General features: G+C 66.3%; 17 protein-coding genes and 1 tRNA gene. 12 read left to right on the top strand and 6 right to left on the bottom strand.

Translation table 11 applies throughout. The features are described from left to right. Positions 1-87: 87 nt before the first annotated feature. Positions 88-996, bottom strand: coding sequence for an AEC family transporter (locus BMX07_RS00520; protein ID WP_090611812.1), 909 nt, complete (start codon positions 994-996; stop codon positions 88-90). A 150-nt stretch (positions 997-1,146) separates the two neighbouring features. Here BMX07_RS00520 and BMX07_RS00515 point away from each other — a divergent pair, with 150 nt between their 5' ends. Together BMX07_RS00515 and BMX07_RS00510 are read left to right on the top strand one after the other, a co-directional pair. After that, a complete protein-coding gene (locus BMX07_RS00515; RefSeq protein ID WP_090611809.1) occupies positions 1,147-1,356 on the top strand; it encodes a hypothetical protein in 210 nt (69 codons plus the stop codon). Between the two features lie 120 nt (positions 1,357-1,476). Then, a complete protein-coding gene (locus BMX07_RS00510) occupies positions 1,477-2,553 on the top strand; it encodes a hypothetical protein (RefSeq protein ID WP_090611805.1) in 1,077 nt (358 codons plus the stop codon). A 42-nt stretch (positions 2,554-2,595) separates the two neighbouring features. Here BMX07_RS00510 and BMX07_RS00505 read toward each other — a convergent pair whose 3' ends face one another. Beyond that, positions 2,596-3,375: a hypothetical protein gene (locus BMX07_RS00505; RefSeq protein WP_090611800.1), complete on the bottom strand. Its 780-nt coding sequence runs from the start codon at positions 3,373-3,375 to the stop codon at positions 2,596-2,598. A 124-nt stretch (positions 3,376-3,499) separates the two neighbouring features. Continuing rightward, positions 3,500-4,900: a selenium-binding protein SBP56-related protein gene (locus BMX07_RS00500; RefSeq protein WP_090611796.1), complete on the bottom strand. Its 1,401-nt coding sequence runs from the start codon at positions 4,898-4,900 to the stop codon at positions 3,500-3,502. A gap of 406 nt (positions 4,901-5,306) precedes the next feature. Here BMX07_RS00500 and BMX07_RS00495 point away from each other — a divergent pair, with 406 nt between their 5' ends. Together BMX07_RS00495 and BMX07_RS00490 are read left to right on the top strand one after the other, a co-directional pair. Beyond that, entirely contained in the window at positions 5,307-6,623 is a 1,317-nt protein-coding gene (locus BMX07_RS00495; protein WP_090611793.1) for a variable surface family protein, read from the top strand. 14 nt (positions 6,624-6,637) lie between these two features. Further along, positions 6,638-7,090 (top strand): hypothetical protein, encoded by a 453-nt coding sequence (locus tag BMX07_RS00490; RefSeq protein ID WP_090611789.1) that lies wholly within the window; start codon positions 6,638-6,640, stop codon positions 7,088-7,090. Between the two features lie 259 nt (positions 7,091-7,349). Here BMX07_RS00490 and BMX07_RS00485 read toward each other — a convergent pair. After that, positions 7,350-7,424 (bottom strand) — tRNA-Val (locus BMX07_RS00485). Positions 7,425-7,611: 187 nt separating this feature from the next. Here BMX07_RS00485 and trpD point away from each other — a divergent pair. From trpD to trpG, 4 genes are read left to right on the top strand one after another with little or no spacing between them, the layout of a single operon-like run. Then, a complete protein-coding gene (trpD, locus tag BMX07_RS00480; RefSeq protein WP_090611786.1) occupies positions 7,612-8,628 on the top strand; it encodes an anthranilate phosphoribosyltransferase in 1,017 nt (338 codons plus the stop codon). Beyond that, positions 8,625-9,275: a phosphoribosylanthranilate isomerase gene (locus BMX07_RS00475; RefSeq protein WP_090611782.1), complete on the top strand. Its 651-nt coding sequence runs from the start codon at positions 8,625-8,627 to the stop codon at positions 9,273-9,275. The genes trpD and BMX07_RS00475 overlap by 4 nt, the downstream gene beginning before the upstream one ends. A gap of 5 nt (positions 9,276-9,280) precedes the next feature. Continuing rightward, positions 9,281-11,062, top strand: a complete 1,782-nt coding sequence (gene trpE, locus BMX07_RS00470) for an anthranilate synthase component I (protein ID WP_090611778.1) — start codon at positions 9,281-9,283, stop codon at positions 11,060-11,062. After that, positions 11,059-11,694 carry an anthranilate synthase component II gene (gene trpG, locus BMX07_RS00465; RefSeq protein ID WP_090611774.1) on the top strand — a complete coding sequence of 212 codons (636 nt, stop codon included), beginning with the start codon at positions 11,059-11,061 and terminating at the stop codon, positions 11,692-11,694. Before trpE ends, trpG begins: the two co-directional genes overlap by 4 nt. A 110-nt stretch (positions 11,695-11,804) precedes the next feature. On the opposite strand, the gene BMX07_RS00460 is transcribed toward trpG, so the two are convergent. Beyond that, positions 11,805-11,990: a DUF8029 family protein gene (locus tag BMX07_RS00460; RefSeq protein WP_090611770.1), complete on the bottom strand. Its 186-nt coding sequence runs from the start codon at positions 11,988-11,990 to the stop codon at positions 11,805-11,807. 434 nt (positions 11,991-12,424) lie between these two features. Between BMX07_RS00460 and BMX07_RS00455 the strand changes: the two genes are divergently transcribed. Both BMX07_RS00455 and BMX07_RS24080 read left to right on the top strand, forming a co-directional pair. Beyond that, positions 12,425-15,553 (top strand): adenosylcobalamin-dependent ribonucleoside-diphosphate reductase, encoded by a 3,129-nt coding sequence (locus tag BMX07_RS00455; protein ID WP_090611766.1) that lies wholly within the window; start codon positions 12,425-12,427, stop codon positions 15,551-15,553. Positions 15,554-15,713: 160 nt separating this feature from the next. Continuing rightward, on the top strand, positions 15,714-15,857 hold the full coding sequence (locus tag BMX07_RS24080) for an HVO_2523 family zinc finger protein (protein WP_175480003.1): 144 nt from the start codon (positions 15,714-15,716) through the stop codon (positions 15,855-15,857). A gap of 61 nt (positions 15,858-15,918) precedes the next feature. On the opposite strand, the gene BMX07_RS00450 is transcribed toward BMX07_RS24080, so the two are convergent. Then, positions 15,919-16,284 carry a hypothetical protein gene (locus BMX07_RS00450; protein ID WP_090611761.1) on the bottom strand — a complete coding sequence of 122 codons (366 nt, stop codon included), beginning with the start codon at positions 16,282-16,284 and terminating at the stop codon, positions 15,919-15,921. Positions 16,285-16,509: 225 nt separating this feature from the next. Here BMX07_RS00450 and BMX07_RS00445 point away from each other — a divergent pair, with 225 nt between their 5' ends. After that, entirely contained in the window at positions 16,510-16,839 is a 330-nt protein-coding gene (locus BMX07_RS00445; RefSeq protein ID WP_090611754.1) for a hypothetical protein, read from the top strand. Between the two features lie 51 nt (positions 16,840-16,890). Beyond that, positions 16,891-17,925, top strand: a complete 1,035-nt coding sequence (gene twy1 / locus BMX07_RS00440) for a 4-demethylwyosine synthase TYW1 (RefSeq protein WP_090611750.1) — start codon at positions 16,891-16,893, stop codon at positions 17,923-17,925. Positions 17,926-18,002: the final 77 nt, after the last annotated feature.

The raw sequence follows: 18,002 nt of genomic DNA, 5'->3' as shown, positions 1-18,002 counted from the left end.
AACGAGTGGCGAGTGGCGAGTCGCGATTCGGGTCAGGTTCCCGCTCGAGAAGCGTATCACCAGCCGGTTTCGACGGGAAGGCGGCGCTCAACCGACGAGCGTGATGAGGACGAACAGCGTCGCCACCGATGCGAGCGTCGTGACGAAGACGTTCAGCGACGCGAACTCCCGGTCGCCGCCGAGTTCGCTCGCGAAGACGAACGTCGAGACGGCCGTCGGCGTCCCGAGCATCACCACGCTGGCGGTGAACGTCGCCGGATCGACGGGGAGCGCGGAGAAGACGAGCCACGCGATGGCGGGCATCAGACAGATTTTGAGGGCGACGACGGCCGCGGCCGCACCGACGTCGATCGAGGGCTGGTCGATCTGCAGGGACGCCCCGACGCAGAGCAGCGCGACCGGTAACGCGAGCGAGCCGACGGCATCGAGGCCGGTGGCGACGGGCGACGGAACCGCGAGTCCGATCGATCCGGCGGCGAGTCCGGCGAGCAGCGTCAGCAGGACGGGATTGGTCGCGAGGCCGCGCAACTCCCGCCGGATCGAGGCGCCGGCACCGTTGAGCCGCGAGAGCACGAGAATCGTCAGCGGCAACTGGGTCAGGGTGACGACGCCGAGTACGACGCTCGCGACCGCCGTCACCGCCGGATCGAACGTTGCGGCGACCAGCGGCAGTCCCAGGTAGCCCAGATTCGAGTGATACGACTGGACGATCGCGACGCTCCGGTGTGCCCTCGAGTCCCGCCGCCGGTGGACGAGCCAGGCTAGCCCAGCGGTCGCGAGCAACACGAACAGCAGGCCGCCGAGCAGCGCGGGCGAGAGGAGCGCGACGACCGATCGGTCGTACGTCGAGACGAAGATCAGCGCCGGAAGCGCGACGTAGTAGGCGACGGCGTTCAACAGTTCGGTTCGGCGCTCGTCGAGCACCCCGGTCGTCCGCGCTCCGGCACCGACCAGCAACACGACGAGCAGCGCCAGCAGCCGGCCGAGGACTTCCATACCGCGGTCGAATCGACTCGCGGGTTTGTACCGCACGATCTGGCTCCGCTGTGCCTCGAGGTCGCATTCCCTTCGCGCTCGACCGGATCACCCGCAGCGGGGCGTCAACTGTCGGAACACTAACAGTAATCGCTCGAGTACGAGCGATCGATGTCGTCGGACGGAGCCCGATCCTGGACGGAGAAACGGAAGACGACGAACCTGCTTCTCGGGACGAACATCGTCGTTCTCGCCGCCGGTTTTACCGTCGTCGGTAACGTCGGTTCGCCGTCGGCACAGGCGATCTCGAAACTGATACTCCTCCTCGTCCTGCTCACCGCAGTCGTTCTCGTCGTCGGGGCGCTGCTCAGGAACGGATGAACGGACGTCTCGTCGGCAGTCGCTGATGGACTCGGCCGGTACGTGAGCCGACCGCTACCGCACCCGAAACGCGCTCGTTACAGGAAGTTTCATCACGGATTACACGTATCGTGTGGTATCATGGGGAGTAACCGCCGCAACGTACTGAAGCTCGCGGGCGCTTCGCTGGCGACCGGCGTCGCCGGCTGTCTCGGCTCGAACGAGGAGAACGGAAACGGAACGGGAGGCGGCGACGAGCCGCCGGCGTACACCCGATGGCTCGCCGCGGACGACGACGGCGGCGTCGGCTACGTCTACGTCGATTTGACCACCTTCGAGAACGCGGACACCGGAAACGAAAGCACGGGCGGCGAATCGAATACGGACGTACAGGCGGATCCGATGGTCGGTCTTCCGATGGCCGGAACGGTGGCCGCGGCCATCGTCGTCAGCTTCGGGCTCAGCGCGTACGGACTCGAGGGAATGGTGGACTACGGGCAGTCGGAAGAGCAAGCCGGCGGGACCGAGTCCATGGACTCGAGCGTCGACGCGATGATCTCGACGAACGAGGCCGTCGTTCTGACCGGCGATATCGATACCGCGGAGGTCGACGAGACGCTGACGACCGAACCGGAGGGCTTCTCGTTTACCGAACAGTACGAGCGGACCGACGAGATCGGCGACTACCCCGTCTACACGCCGGTCGACGGGGAGGGCAACGGTTCGATCGCCGTCGGCGATAGCGCCCTCGTCTTCACCGCCGGCGGGGATACGGACGATCCGACCGGCGCGATTCGGACCCCGATCGAGGCCGCCGCGGGCGACGTGGAACGGGCGACCGACGAGCTCGAGGCCTTCGACTGGCTCGTCTCGCAGGCCGGCCACGGCGACTTCGTCGTCGGCGGGTACGGAAACGAGTTCGAGCCCGACGCGACGGAGACCGCCGGCGACGGCGGTGGCAATTTCTCCGATATCGAGAACGGCAGTCAGGACGGGTTCGATGCGGAGTACAGCGAACTCGAGGGGCTCGAGGGCGGCGTCGGCTCGCTCACGCTCGACGAGGACGGGACGCAGGCGACCGGCGAGTTCGCGGCGATCCTCGGCGATGCGGACGCGGACGCGCTCGAGGAGTCCCTGGGCTCGTCCGCCGCCGAGAGCACGGTCGAGGTCGCGGACGGCCGCGTCACCGCGTCCGCCACCTGGGAGTCGCTCGACTGAGCGCGGTCCCGCACGCACGGGCAAGCGCGGTTCGGTTCGAGGCTACGCCTCGAGGCGGTCTCGGTTGCGAATCACAACCACGCGAATCTCCGTCGCACCTGCGACGAAAAGGACACCGCCGACGCTCGCGAGGAGCGCGCTGACGAGCGCTGGCGGGAGGACCCACGCGAAGAGATCACCGGCGACGGCCCCGGCGACGAAGCTGAGTTGAATCGCGACGACGCTCCAGATTCCCCAGCCGCGGCTCACCGGCGCGTACAGTCCGCCGACTGCGGCCGCCTCGGCGATCGCGTGTACCGTCAAGAGGGACAGTGCGAGCAATCCGAAGGAGGCGTTCGTCGCGTAGATCCCCGCGACGAGTATCCCTTCGACGGCGCGATGGGTCAGTATCGCGCCGAGGGCTGCGTCCGCACAGCCGGCGTGTGGCGTGATCCCGCGTGTGCGACCGATCCACGCGACTGTACTGCCGAGCGCCCCGGCCGCGACCGTCGGGAGCCACTGCTGCGTGAGGGCCGCGAGCGACGCCGCGAGTCCGAGCGCGACGAGCAGTACCGCTACTTCTCTCCGCGTCGTGGCTCCGCGACCGCTCCGAGCGACGCGGGGGCGGTAGTACGAGACGATCGCGAGTCCGACGAAGAGGCTGAGCAGCGCCGAGAGGCCGACCGCCGCGACGAACGGGACTGCGGGACCGTGACTTCCCTCGCCCGCGCTGATGCCGTGGGCCTCGACGGCCGCGGGCCAGAGGGCGAGTGCAGCGAGCGCGACGAATGCGGTCGCTATCGCCCGTCTTCCACCGGTTCCAGTGCTCCGAGTCAGTTCCATATCGTCGGTTGCGCTCCGTTGCTGGTGACCTTCGTTCGCGGTCGCCGTCCGCGGCTCGAGCGAAGCAGCCGTACTCGAGGGCCGACAGCCGGCCGAAGTCGGCTGGGCCGTCGCTCTACACGCGCTACATCCAGACGTCGCTCGTGCAGTCGCCGTCGGGCCACCGGATTTCGTGGGCTCGTGCCGGCCCCTCCGGGAGCGTCCCGAAGTCGACGAGGAACGTCTCGTCGAGCGTCATCGATCCGGTACGCGGATTCACGTCGGCTTTCAGCATCACGGACCCCTGCTTCCCTTCGTCGGGGAAGAACTGGTCGTCCCAGGTCGAGTACAGCGACGTCGTGAAGTAGAGCCGCTCGCCGTCGAGCGAGAGCTGGAGCATCTGCGGTCCGGCGTTGATCGGTCGGTCCTGCACCTCGCGAACGTCCCCGAAGAGCCCCCCCACGGAGAGCGTGTCCGTCAGGCGCGGGCTCGCCGGGTCGGAGATGTCGTACATGCGGACGTCCCCGTGGAGCCAGTTCGCGAAGAACAGGTAGCGGTCGTCCATCGAAACCAGGAGGTCCGTGATGAGGCCGGGAACCGGCATATCCCAGTCCTCGTGTTCGCGGGACTCCACGTCGATGACGTTCTCCGCGCGCCACTCGCCGTCCGCTCTGTACAGGTGGAACATGTTCGACGAGAGCGCGGCGCCGACGTAGGCGTGATCGGCCACCGGGCTGTGGAGGAACCGCACCTCGAGCGGAACCATCCCCGCTTCGCCGAGATCGATCGTCTGCTCGACCGTTCGGTCCTCCCAGTTCCAGACGTTGAGTCGGTGGCCGTACTTTCCGGCCTCGACGTCCTCGAGGTCGAACCCCGGCTGGTAGGTCTTCGGCGCGGCCCACTCGGAGGAGATCATCACGTTCCGGCGCGGCTGGTACCAGAAGTCGTAGTTCATTCCGATGTCACCGGGCGTATCCCAGCGGCCCTCGATCTCGAAGTCCTCGTCGAGGAGGAGGAACCCGCCCGGGAGCTCGCCGTCGGCGTTGCCGAGCATACTGATCATGATCTTCCCGTCCGGGATGCAGTGGACGGTGTGGGGCGCCGAGAGATCGTACTCGAAGACCGCCTCGGGCTCGATCACGTCGACGAGTTCGGGGTTGTCGCGATCGGCGGCGTCGATGATGTGGATGCGAGACGAGCGGTTCCCCGGAACGACGAGGTACCGGCGCTCCGCGCCCTCGACGTGGCAGGACGACGAGCAGGCGTTCCAGCCGAAGTGGTGGAGCTCGTCGCCCTTGGTCGGCATCTCGATCCTGTCGACGACCTCGCAGTACGTCGACGAATCCGGATCGACGTCGACGACGGCTAGCATGTCCGCGGCGTCCGTCTCGGTCCCGACGTACAACGTCGGGACGTAGGCGACCGTTTCTCGAGGCGACTCCTCGATGGCGGCCTGCGGCGTCGCGTATCCCACCGCGTCGGCGTGGTGTTCGTGGTGGCCGTCGTGGACGTGACTCTCGTCGGAGCGTTCTGAGTGAGAGCTCATGTCCTATCTTACGACGACCAAAAGCATAAACAAATACCGTGGAAAACAATGACAATTCTTCCGGTCAGACGTTTCGATAGACCAGTCTTCCGGGGGAAGAAGAACCGCTCGGTTCGCGGACTGAAGTCGACTCGTCACTCGTCGGCCGCCGAAAGCCCGGTCGAACCGAGAACGATCGCGTGACCGCGTCCGCCGCCGGGAGTTGGCCGAGAAGCACCACTGTGATCGGTTCGGAGACTGTTCTGAACCGAATGCCCGGTTCGGGATGGGTACCCGATGGAACCGGTAACGCAAATGTTAGTGACAAACAACGTGAACGAGCGAGTTAATATTCCTTGCAGGACATTCGATCGGAACTAGTCGAACGGGAAGAAGGTTTTAATATCTGTTATACTTCGGAGAGGGTATGAGTTCGCAGCTGAACGGGGACCTCCTTCTGGGTCAGTCCCGGAACGAACTGTTCGAAACGCATTCGAGTCCGACGGAAATCCTCGCTCGACTGGAGGCGGAACGGAGCGAGGAGCTGCCGGATAACTTCCTGGAGGAAGCGACACCGCGCGAACCGAACGATATCCTCGTTCTCCGCGGGACGGCGGCCGAAGGATTCAACAGACGGAGCTGGAAGGAGGAGGACGAGCTGCGGGACGAGGATTTCCACCGGGAGGAGTTCATCGATCCGCCCGCAGGCACCGTCTCGACCGGCGAATTCGAGGATTGCCTCGGCAAAGAGTTCCGAAGCATACTCGCCCACGATTACGGCACCTGTTCGGAGTGCGACGGGACGCCGGAGTGGGACTGCGAGCGCTGTGAAGGCGACGCTGTCATCGAGTGCGATAGCTGTGGCGGTGCCGGTTCGAAGTCGTGCCCGGACTGCCGAGGGGCGGGGGAGTTCACGTGCTCCGAATGCGAGGGACAACAGGACGTGTCGTGCGACACCTGCGATGGAGACGGTGAGCTGACGATAGAAGACGACTGTCCGAACTGTACGGATGGGGTAATTCGGGTCAAAGAGACGTGTTCGCAGTGTCAGGGGGAGGGGAAACTGATGAGGGGAGACGAACGGGTTTCGTGTTCACGCTGTTCCGGCGGCTGGTTCTCGTCGGGCGGTGTCGTCGCCGTCAAGAACACCTGCCCGGAGTGTCGCGGACGGGGCGCTACCCGCCGTCGAACCACGTGTCACGATTGCGGCGGCAGTCAACGGCAAGCGTGCGGAGAGTGTTCGGGCACCGGATCACTCCCCTGCGAAACGTGTGCGAAGGTCGGGCACGTCGCGTGCAAATCCTGTGATGGAAGCGGAGAACGGTCGTGTCCCGATTGTCCCGACGGAACCGTGACCTGTTCTGTCTGCGAGGGGGATCGGGAAACCCACAGTATCGCCGTCCGGCGCACGACCATTCGACCCGATACGGCTGACGTCACCGTCGGGCAACTCCCTCACGGAATCACGAACCCGGACTGGGTGAGATCCGAACCGGTCTATCTCGAGGTCGAAACACGGGCCGGAACGACCGCCGCGAGGGAGGCCACGGAAATCGACATCGACCGGGTCGGGGACGGGACGTACGTTCGATCGGAGCTTCGCTACGTGGCGATTCGGGAACTGACCTACGATTACGGTGAGCAGAACTTCAGGGTCCGCGAACTGAACGACGAAATTCACTATACGCGGTATCCCGAACCGGAGGCACCGGGATTGATCGACCGAGTCCGAAACCTCTTCTGACAGGTTACAAACCCATGGACGACGTTCCCGATCCGTTCGCAAACGATGCCGAATGGGGCCTCGATACCGCTCTCGACGGTTCGTCGCCGACTGATGAACTGACGGCGGTAGACGAGTGGTCGGATGCGACAACGTACTACGATGTTCTCGACCTCGACCGACTCGAGGCGGTGACGAGCGACGATATACGACGGGCGTACCTCGATGCGTTGCTCGATACCGACGGGGACGGTGACGAAGAGCGTGCTCGGTCGAAAGCCAGGACGGTATTCGAGGCCCGGTATGCGCTGATGACGTTCCGGGCGCAGTACGACGAGATGGTGCGCGAACTGGGTCCGCGGCTCGGCCATCAGGCGTTCGTTCAGTGGCGAGTCGTCGGGGAACCGTCGAACGTCCACCAGTGGATCGTCAACCACAACCCCGAAAGCCAGTCCGTTACCGACGACGGATTCGAGGACGGGCGATAATCGGACCCGAGGTCGTCTCCCGAAACGTCGAGCGTTCGACGACCGACATCCGACCCAAACCCGTAGCAGCGGCGACAGTCGGTCACGTACGACGAATCGCGGAAGAAAACCTCGCCGTTCACGGATATGGCGAGAGCGACATTCTCGGTGGGTCGGGACAGATTTGAACCACGGTCGTTCCGCTTCGCTGCACTCCCTGATCCAAATCAGCCTAACATTACGATTTCGTCGCTCGCGGAGTTGCTCGCGACAGAAGTAGTGGGTTGGGGCAGATTTGAACTGCCGGCCTCCTCCATGTCAAGGAGGTGTCATAACCAGACTAGACCACCAACCCGCCTGGTATCGGTCTGCGTGACCTCGGTGCCACGCTTCCTGACTGCACTCGTTCGTTGCCCGCCACCACAATTGAAGGTTTCGAATCGGTCGCCGTACGCGAGTCGCCCGCACGGCTCTCTCCGATACGCTTAAGTCGATGTACTGATTTGGGCATTGTAAGACAACTACGTACATTGGTGATCACTATGCAGGAATACGTCGAACGAGTTGCTGACGGGGAAGATCTCACGCAATCGGACGCTCGAGCGGCGTCGACGGCCGTTTTCGAGGATGCGACGGAGGCACAGATCGGCGCGCTGCTGACGGCGCTGCGCGCGAAAGGGGAGACGGAAGCCGAGATCGCCGGCTTCGCCGAGGGAATGCGCGACGCGGCCAGGACCATCTCGCCCGATCGGGAACCGCTCGTCGATACCTGTGGCACGGGTGGGGACGACTACGACACGATCAACGTCTCGACGACGAGCGCGATCGTCGCCGCCGGCGCGGGCGTACCGGTCGCCAAACACGGCAACTACTCCGTCTCGTCGTCGTCGGGCAGCGCGGACGTGCTCGAGGCGGTCGGCGTGAACGTCGAAGCCGAACCGCCGGCCGTCGAGACGGCCATCGAGGACGACGGCATCGGCTTCATGCTCGCGCCGGTGTTTCACCCGGCGATGAAGGCCGTCATCGGACCGCGCAAGGAACTCGGGATGCGGACGATCTTTAACGTGCTCGGTCCGCTCACGAATCCCGCCGGGGCGGACGCGCAGGTCGTCGGCGTCTACGACCCCGACCTCGTCCCCGTGCTCGCGGACGCGCTGTCGCGAATGGCCGTCGAGCGCGCGCTGGTCGTCCACGGCGCGGGGACCGACGAAATCGCCGTCCACGGCGAGACGGTCGCCGCGGAGGTCGAGGGGAACTCGGTCGAAACGATCTCCCTCGAGCCGGCGGATCTCGGGCTCGATCGCCACGACATCGAGGACATTTCGGGCGGCACACCCGAGGAGAACGCGGCCGACATGCGCGGCATCGTCGAGGGCGACGTGACCGGCGCGAAGCGGGACGTCATCCTCGCGAACGCCGGCGCGGCGATCTACGTCGCCGGCGAGGCCGAGTCGCTCGGGGCGGGAGCCGACGCCGCTCGCGAAGCGATCGACTCCGGCGAGGCGGCGCGGAAACTCGAGCGGCTCCGCGGCGCGACGGCCAGGCCGGAGGGACGATGACCCGCGTCAAGGTCTGCGGGCTGACCACCGAAGCCGATCTCGAGGCGGCCGTCGACGCGGGTGCGGACGCGGTCGGTATCATCTGTGACGTCCCCGTCGAGACGCCGCGCGAGGTGTCGACCGAGCGGGCCGCGGCGCTCGCAGCGGCGACCCCGCCGTTCGTGACGAGCGTGCTCGTGACGATGCCCGCCGGGCCCGAAGACGCGATCGAGCTGATCGAGGCGGTCGAGCCCGATGCGATCCAGATCCACGGCGGCATTCGCCCCGGCGATCTCGCCTACCTGCGCGCGAAGCTGGAGACGGAGATCCTGCTCGCGGTCGACGCCGACGACGCGAGGACTGCCGAGACCTACGACGACGTCGTCGACGCGCTCGTCGTCGACACGCCCGGCGAAGACGGCGGCGGCGGGACCGGGCGGACCCACGACTGGGACCGGACCAGAACGGCGACCGCGGCTCTCGAGTCGCCGCTGATCCTCGCTGGCGGACTCACGCCGGCGAACGTCGGCGACGCAGTTCGCACCGTCGAGCCGTTCGCCGTCGACGTGGCCAGCGGCGTCGAGGAGCGCGGCGGCGTCAAGGACGCCGAGGCCGTGCGATCGTTCGTCGACCGAGCCAAGAACGCCCGCCGACCGGCGGAGCCGTAATCGCTATGCAGGACTCCGAACCCGTGGTGGCCGACCGACCGACGTTCGACATCGACCGGGAGGCGTTCCGCGAGTACGCGGGTACGAGCGCGGACCGGGCGGAGCGACCCGCCGTCGTCCGCACCGTCGCAACGCTCGAGTGTGACACGACGCCGCTGGCCGCCTACGCCGCCCTCACCGGCCGATCGGACGCGACCGATCGCGAGCGCTCACCGTACGCCTTCCTGCTGGAGAGCGCGGAGAAGACGCCCTCGAGCGATCCGGACGGCGCGTTCCGGCCGAGCAGCGCGGGCGCGGAGCGCCACGCGCGCTACTCCTACGTGGGGTACGATCCCGAGGCCGTCGTGACGGTCGAGTCCGGCGAGGCGACCGTCGAGGCGCTGTCCGAGAACGCCCCGCTCGACGCGATCGAGACCGACGCGGCCGGCGACACCGTCGACGCGCTCCGGGCCGCCATGCCGGACGTCCGCCTCGAGAACGTCCCCGACCACGACCGCCAGCATCTGGAGGGCGGCCTGGTCGGCTTTCTCGCGTACGACGCCGTCTACGACCTCTGGCTCGAGGAGGTCGGTCTCGAGCGCCCCGACTCGCGGTTTCCCGATGCGCAGTTCCTCCTGACGACGAAGACGCTGGCGTTCGACGAGCGCGACGGGACGGTCTCGCTGGTCTTCACGCCAGTGCTCGAGGCCGACGACGACCCGGACGCGGTCTACGACGCGCTCCGAGACGAGGCTGCCGCGGTCGCGACGACGCTTTGCGGTGCCGAGCCGCCCGAAACGGGCGGGTTCGTCCGCGAGGAGGAGGTCGCCGGACCCAGGGCGGAGTACGAAGAGAGCGTCCGGCGGGCCAAAGAGCACGTCCTCGATGGGGACATCTACCAGGGCGTCGTCTCCCGGACGCGGGAGCTCTACGGCGAGGTCGATCCCCTCGGCTTCTACGAGGCGATGCGGGAGGTGAACCCGTCGCCGTACATGTACCTGCTCGACCACGACGACCTGACCGTCGTCGGGGCCAGCCCCGAGACCCTGATTTCAGTTCGCGGGCGCGAGGTCATGTCGAATCCGATCGCCGGCACCTGCGACCGGGGCTCGAGTCCCGTCGAGGACCGCCGGCTCGCGGGCGAGATGCTGGCCGACGGCAAAGAACGGGCCGAACACACGATGCTGGTCGATCTCGCGCGCAACGACGTTCGACGCGTGTCGGAACCCGGCTCGGTTCGCGTCGACGAGTTCATGAACGTCCTGAAGTACAGTCACGTCCAGCATATCGAGTCGACGGTGACCGGGACGTTGGCGGAGGATTCGGCCGTCGCCGATCACGGGTCGCCAGCCCGGGAGACCGAGGCTCCCGACGCGTTCGACGCCACTCGAGCCTCGTTCCCCGCCGGGACTCTCTCGGGCGCGCCGAAGATCCGGGCGATGGAGATCATCGACGACCTCGAGTCGACTCCCCGCGGCCTCTACGGGGGCGGCGTCGGCTACTACTCCTGGTCGGGCGACGCGGACTTCGCGATCGTGATTCGAACGGCCACTGTCGAGGACTGCGCGGCGCGACGCGCCGCGAACGAGGGCTCGGGGGAGGACGACCCGGGAGCCGACGACGAGCGAGATCGGATCACCGTCCAGGCCGGCGCGGGCCTGGTCGCCGACAGCGACCCCGCCGCCGAGTACGAGGAGACCGAGAAGAAGATGGGCGGCGTCCTCGCGGCGCTCGAGGAGATCGAACGCCCCGCCGACGAGTCGACGCCGGACGACGAACCCGGTGCGACGCCGGAGGTGGGGCGATGAGCGCGACGGCGGTGGACGACGACCGGCGGACCGACGGCGACGCGGACCCCGTCACGGTCCTGTTCGTCGACAACTACGACTCCTTCACGTACAATCTCGTCGAGTACGTCAGCCAGCAGGCCGGGACCGAAACCGAGGTCCTGAAGAACACGGCGTCGCTCGCGGACGTGCGCGCCGTCGACCCCGACGCGATCGTCATCAGCCCGGGACCGGGTCACCCGAAGAACGACCGCGACGTCGGCGTCACGATGGACGTGCTCCGGGAACTCTCGCCCGAGATACCGACGCTCGGCGTCTGCCTCGGCCTCGAGGCCGCCGTCTACGAGTACGGCGGTACCGTCGGTCGCGCACCCGAACCGATCCACGGGAAGGCCGCCGCGGTGGACCACGACGGCGCGGGCGTCTTCGACGGCCTCGAGCAGGGGTTCCGGGCGGGCCGGTACCACTCGCTGGTCGCGACCGAGGTGCCCGACTGTCTCGCGGTGACGGCGACCGCGGACCACGACGGCGAAACGCTCGTCATGGGGGTGCGCCACCGGGAGTACCCGCTCGAGTGCGTGCAGTTCCACCCCGAGAGCGTCCTTACCGCGAAGGGACACGACGTGATCGAGAACTTCCTCTCGAGCGTCTAGACGGGGGTTCTCGTCGGTCGAATCGGGCGAGGCGATGCGAGACGAAAGCGAACGGCGTTTTTTCGGAGTCCACGTCGACAGCCAACCGGTCGGCCGTTCCGACCGCCCGCTTAGATACCGGGCAGCAACTCGAGTTTGCCGACCGCGTAGAGCGCGGCGAGAACAACTGCGGCGACGATACCGACTCGAACGGCCAGTTTGATCGCGATTCGGATCGCGATGACGGCGACTGCGAAAGCGGCGAGTCCGGCGAGCACCAGCAGGATAGGTGGTGCTGATAACAGTGCATCGATCATACGCAACTCCCCGCACTGCAGGGACGTAATCTTTCTGGATATCTGACTGACTCGTGACGACGAGTGACACGAGAGCCGGACAGTGTCGCGTACTGGTCTCATCTGCAAACGAGAAAACCGCACGACAGCGACCGAGTTGCGTCGGTTACAGTCACTTTCACTTCGGTCTGAAAATCGTTAAGGCGGTCGGGGACGTAGGTATCGTTGACCGCGAAACCGGCCGTCTTGGCGGCCGCGACAGAATCGGAATGGAAACGTTACAGATACATCTTTGCAACCAAATTTGCATTACTACAAGAAAAGTGGGACAACAACACCACGTTTTATGATGGATGCATGAATACCGAACCTTCGTCACGAATGATTAGAGCAAGGAGCCGGACTCACGCCAGAATCGATATGCGGCAGCAGGACAGCAGCGAGGTGACGCGCGCATGAGCGACAGCGAACTTTCCGCGGCGGATCTCACACTACCGATCAAGCGCACCGACGGGGACACGCTCGAGGAGCGCTTGACCGACAACGCCTATCACAACATTCTCCCGGCCCGCTATCTCCGGAAGGACGCCGACGGCGATCTGATCGAGACGCAGGAGGATCTCTTCGATCGCGTCGGCAAGAACATCGCGCTGGCCGAGGCCGTCTACGAGGCCGAGAAACGGGATCGCGAGATCACGGTCTCCCCCGACCAGCTGAAGCCCGACCATCCGCGCCGAGACGAGCTCGCCGAGGAGGTCTTCGGCGAGGGCGTCACGGCCGACGACGACGTCGAGACGACGCTGACCGAGCGCAACGTCAACAAGTTCGCCTACGACACGACCGTCCCCGAACTCCCCGACGAGATACGGGCCCACGTCGAAGACGTCGCCGAGACCTTTACCGACGGGATGGAGTCGCTCTCCTTTATGCCGAACTCGCCGACGCTGATGAACGCGGGCAACGAGCTCCAGCAGCTCTCGGCCTGTTTCGTCATGTCGCCCGACGACGACCTCTCGGACATCCACGAGACGGCCAAGAAGGCGGCGGAAGTCTTCCAGTCCGGCGGCGGCGTCGGCTACGGCTTCTGGCAGCTTCGTCCCTACGGCGACTCGGTCGGCTCGACCGGCGGCATCGCCTCCGGCCCGATCACCTTCATGCGGACCTACGACCAGCTCTGCGAGACCATCGCGCAGGGCGGGACCCGACGCGGTGCCCAGATGGGCATCATGCGCGTCTCCCACCCCGACGTCATCGAGTTCATCCACGCCAAGAACAAGGACGTCTCGCTGGCCCACTGTCTCCGTCTCAACGACCCCGACGACTACACCTACACGAGCTTTAGCGAAGCCCTCGAGGAGGCCCGCGACCTGATCGACGAGGACGGTCGCGTGCCCAAACACCTTCGAAACGCCGTCGAGGGGCATCTCTCGAACTTCAATATCTCCGTCGGCGTCACCGACGACTTCATGGCGGCCGTCCAGAACGGCGAGGAGTACACGTTCACCAACCCGCGCACGGAAGAGCCCCATATCGCCACCGAGGAGACCAAGGAGATGTACAGCCGGTACGACCTCGGCGAGCACGTCGAGGTCGGCGAACCGCTCTCCGTTCCCGCGGAACTCGTCTGGGAGCGCATCGTCGAGGGTGCCCACGAGAACGGCGAGCCCGGCGTCATCTACCTCGAGCGAGTGAACAAGGAGCACTCCTTCGATGTCGGAGAAAAATCCGAGCACAGAATCCTTGCAACAAACCCATGCGGGGAACAGCCGCTCGAGGAGTACGAGGCCTGTAACCTCGGCCACATCAACCTCTCGACGCTGGCGGACACGGACGCCCCCGACTGGCGCGTCTGGTCCGACGAGCACGGCGACGAGTACGACTCCCAGGAGGCGGCCGTTTCCGCCTTCCTCGAGGAGGCCATCGACTACGCGGAGTTCGACGAGCGCATCGAGTACGGCACGCGCTTTTTGGAGAACGTCGTCACGATGTCGGACTTCCCGGTCGAGGAGATCGAGGAGAAGGTCCGCGACATGCGCAAGATCGGACTCGGCGTCATGGGGCTGGCCCAGCTGTACGTCCAGCTCGGGATCAAGTACGGCAGCGACGAGGGCAACGAGGTCGCCAGCCAGCTGATGACCCACATCAACCACGGCGCGAAGGCCACGAGCCGCGAACTCGCCACCGAACGCGGCACCTTCAACGACTGGGACGAGTCGAAGTACGCGAACCCGACGGAGTACCGCGAGTGGTTCGAGCGCCAGACCGGCGAGGACGCCGACGACTGGGCGGACGGCTTCCCGATCCGCAACCACAACGTGACGACCATCGCCCCGACGGGGACGACCTCGATGGTCGGCAACACGACGGGCGGCTGTGAGCCCATCTACAACGTCGCCTACTACAAGAACGTCACCGACGACGTTCAGGGCGACGAGATGCTCGTCGAGTTCGACGACTACTTCCTGCGGACGCTCGAGGCCAACGACATCGACGTCGACGCCGTCAAGGCGGAAGCCCAGGAGCAGATGGCGACGAACCAGTTCGACGGCGTCGAGGGACTGTCGACGGTGCCGGACGCGATCGGCGAACTGTTCGTCATCACCAGCGACCTCACCGCGAAGCAACACGCCGCGGTCCAGTGTGCCTGTCAGAACGGCGTCGACTCCGCCATCTCGAAGACGGTCAACGCGCCCAACGACTCCACGCTCGAAGACGCCAAGGAGGTCTTCGAGTGGGTCTACGAGAACGGCGGCAAGGGCGTCACCTACTACCGCGACGGCACCCGCAGCAAGCAGGTGCTGACCACGCGCGCGGACAACGCCGACTTCGCCGACGAGACCGAGGCCGCGCAGGCCCTGGTCGAGCAGATCGACGAGATCTTCGGCGGCCTCGAGACCTTCCTCGAGAGCGAGGAGGTCCAGGACGTTCTCGAAGTGGAGGGCGACGGGCTCCTCGACGGAGACGCGCAGGACCCCATCCAGGTCGACTTCACCGAGAAGCGCGAACGGCCCGACGCCCTGCAGGGCGTCAGCCAGCGCATCGACACCGGCTACGGGAAGATCTACGTGACGATCAACGAGGACCCCGAGACCGGCCAGCCGTTCGAACTGTTCGCGAACATCGGCCACTCCGGGGGCTTCACGAACTCCTTCACCGAGGCGCTGGCGAAGGTCATCTCGACCTCGCTGCGCTCCGGCGTCGACCCCGAGGAGATCGTCGACGAACTCTGCGGGACCCGCTCCCCGAAGGTCGCCTGGGACAAGGGCGAACAGATCCAGTCGATCCCGGACGCCATCGGCACCGCGATGCGCCGGTACCTCGAGAACGAGATCGACAAGCCGTACCCGAAACAGCAGACGCTCGAGGAGTCGGCGGACGCGGACGCCGCCGAGTACGACGGCCCGAAGACCGACGGCGGTGCGGCCGCCGCGGAGGGCGGCGCGTCGGCGGCCGCCGACGACGACACGACACAGGACCTCATCGACGCCGGCGAATCGCCGGAGTGTCCCGACTGCGGCTCAATGTCGCTGTACTTCTCGGAAGGCTGCAAGACCTGCGAGTCCTGCGGCTGGAGCGAGTGCTGAGCCGTCGCGGCTCGCACCGCGAGGAGTAGCCCGGGTCGGTTTTTACGTCGGTTTCAGTGTCAGGGTTTTCGTCGCGACACCCCGTCGAGGAGCGGTCGCGACGCAGTGCCGCGCTCCGGTCGCGAAGGGTTTAGCACGGTCGGCGACGATCGTTCGGACGATGGTCGACACCGACGACGAGGACGCCGTCGGCGGACGCCCGTGTCCCGCCTGCGAGACGCCGATGTACAAACGCCACTGCAAGTACGTCTGCCCGCACCACGGCGTCGTCTACGACTGCGCCGATACGTTCTGGCAGCGGTGAGACGCGCTCGAGAAGCGACGGCTACCGGCGGGCGACCGCCGGCGAAGCGGGACCTCGACCGTCAGTTCCCGCCGGTGCTCGAGTCGCCGTCGCCCGCGCTATCGGCGACCTCGTCGGTTTCGTCCTCGGCCGACGACTGCACGTCGCCCATATCGACGGCGGAACCGACGTTCTCTTCGTCGATCGCCCGATCGAGGGTTCCCCTGTCGGTCACCGCGCTCAGTCCCTTCTCTTCGACCGCGGACTGGATCTCGCCCGCGTCGATCGCGGAGTCGACGTTCTCGCCGTTCGTCGACGATTTCAGGGCTCGCCGAACGATCAGGTAGCCCGCCAGCGCCGCACCGCCCGAGGCGACGGCTCCCGGGATGCCGTAGCGTTTGTAGCCGAAACTGACCGCTTTCTTGCCGATCGTGTACGCGCCAATCATACCTGACGATAGCGCCGGAGTCGGGAAGAGGCCGAGGCTTTCGTACGGAAGTCGCCGGCCGCGAGCGCCGTCGGGCCCGAGCCGCGGCGTCGTCGCTCGCAGCCCCCGTTCGGAACGCGGGTCCGCCGTTTCCGTATCCCGTCGGCCGCACCGGGGCGGGCGATTCGCGGCGAACGGTCCGGTGAATCGCTACACTGACTTGCGGCCGGCGGCATAGCTCGAGGTATGATTCCGCTGCAGGGGCTCGCCGTCGCCGTCGTCGGGATCGCGATCGTCTTCGGCTGTGCGGCCGCCGTCTACCGGGACGCAAGCCGGATCGGGGTCTCGAGGCCGGGCCTGTGGGGGGGACTCGTCTTCGCCACGTGTGGCAGCGGGCTGGGGATCTATCTGGCACCGCCGGACGTGCCGATTCCGGGACTGCTCGTAATCGTGCTCGCAGGGCCCGCACTGTATCTCTTCGAGCGGGACGACACGAAGCACGGCGACGAAGCCGCCGATCCGCACGCGCTCCCGGACGATCCCGGCGACGCCCCGGGCGAGGGACACGACGAATAGCTGGCCGGACACCACACACCTTTTGCCCGCGCCCGCACAACGGCTGACAACATGAGCGACTCCGCGAATCCCGGGCGCGACGGAGCCAGCGACGGCCGTGACACCGGCGACGGCGACGCCGGCGGGCCGGCGCAGGTCTCGAGTCCGGACTATCACAGCGAGAACCACACGGCCGCCCAGACCTGCGGCTGGACGGCCAACGCCATGCGGGGCGAGGGGAAGTGTTACAAGAACATCTTCTACGGGATCGAGTCCCATCGCTGCATTCAGATGACGCCGGTCGTCCGGTGTAACGAGCGCTGTGTCTTCTGCTGGCGCGATCACAAGGGCCACTCCTACGAGATGGACGACGTCGAGTGGGACGACCCCGAAGCGGTCGTCGACGCCTCGATCGATCTCCAGAAGAAACTGCTCTCGGGCTTTGGCGGCAACGAGGCGGTCCCCCGCGAGGTCTTCGAGCAGGCGATGGAGCCCCGCCACGTGGCCATCTCCCTGGACGGCGAACCGACGCTCTATCCCTACCTACCCGAACTCATCGAAGCCTTCCACGACCGGGATATCACCACGTTCCTCGTCTCGAACGGGACCCGTCCCGACGTCCTCCGGGAGTGCGATCCGACGCAGCTCTACGTCAGCGTCGACGCCCCCGAGCGGCACACGTTCGACCAGGTCGTCGGCGCGATGGAGGACGACGCCTGGGAGAAGCTGCTCGAGACGATGGACGTCCTCGCGGCGAAAGACGAGACCCGGACCGTGCTCCGGACGACGCTCGTCAAGGGCGAGAACATGCGCAATCCGGACTGGTACGCCGGGTTCTACCAGCAGGCCGATCCCGACTACGTCGAACTGAAGGCGTACATGCACGTCGGCCACTCGCAGGGTCGCCTCGACCGGTCCGCGATGCCCGAGCACGAGGAGGTCGTCGCGTTCGCCGAAGACGTCGGGGAGTACATGCCCGGCTTCGACGAGGTCAAGGGCGTGCCCGCCTCGCGCGTCGCGCTCCTCGCGAAGACGGCGGACACGTGGGTGCCGAAACTGAAGAAGGGCAGCGAGTTCTGGGACCGAGATCCGGTCACCGGCGACTGATCGTGGAGATCGGACGCCGGCCGCTCGCCCGCGGAGTCACCGTGGCCGCAGGCCGACGGCGAGAACAGTTACGTACC

Origin of the sequence: Natrinema salaciae (genome assembly GCF_900110865.1) — an archaeon.
Classification (GTDB): Archaea; Halobacteriota; Halobacteria; order Halobacteriales; family Natrialbaceae; genus Natrinema; species Natrinema salaciae.
The sequence above is the reverse complement of the archived record's forward strand: the minus strand, read 5'-3'. Positions and strand labels throughout refer to the sequence as shown.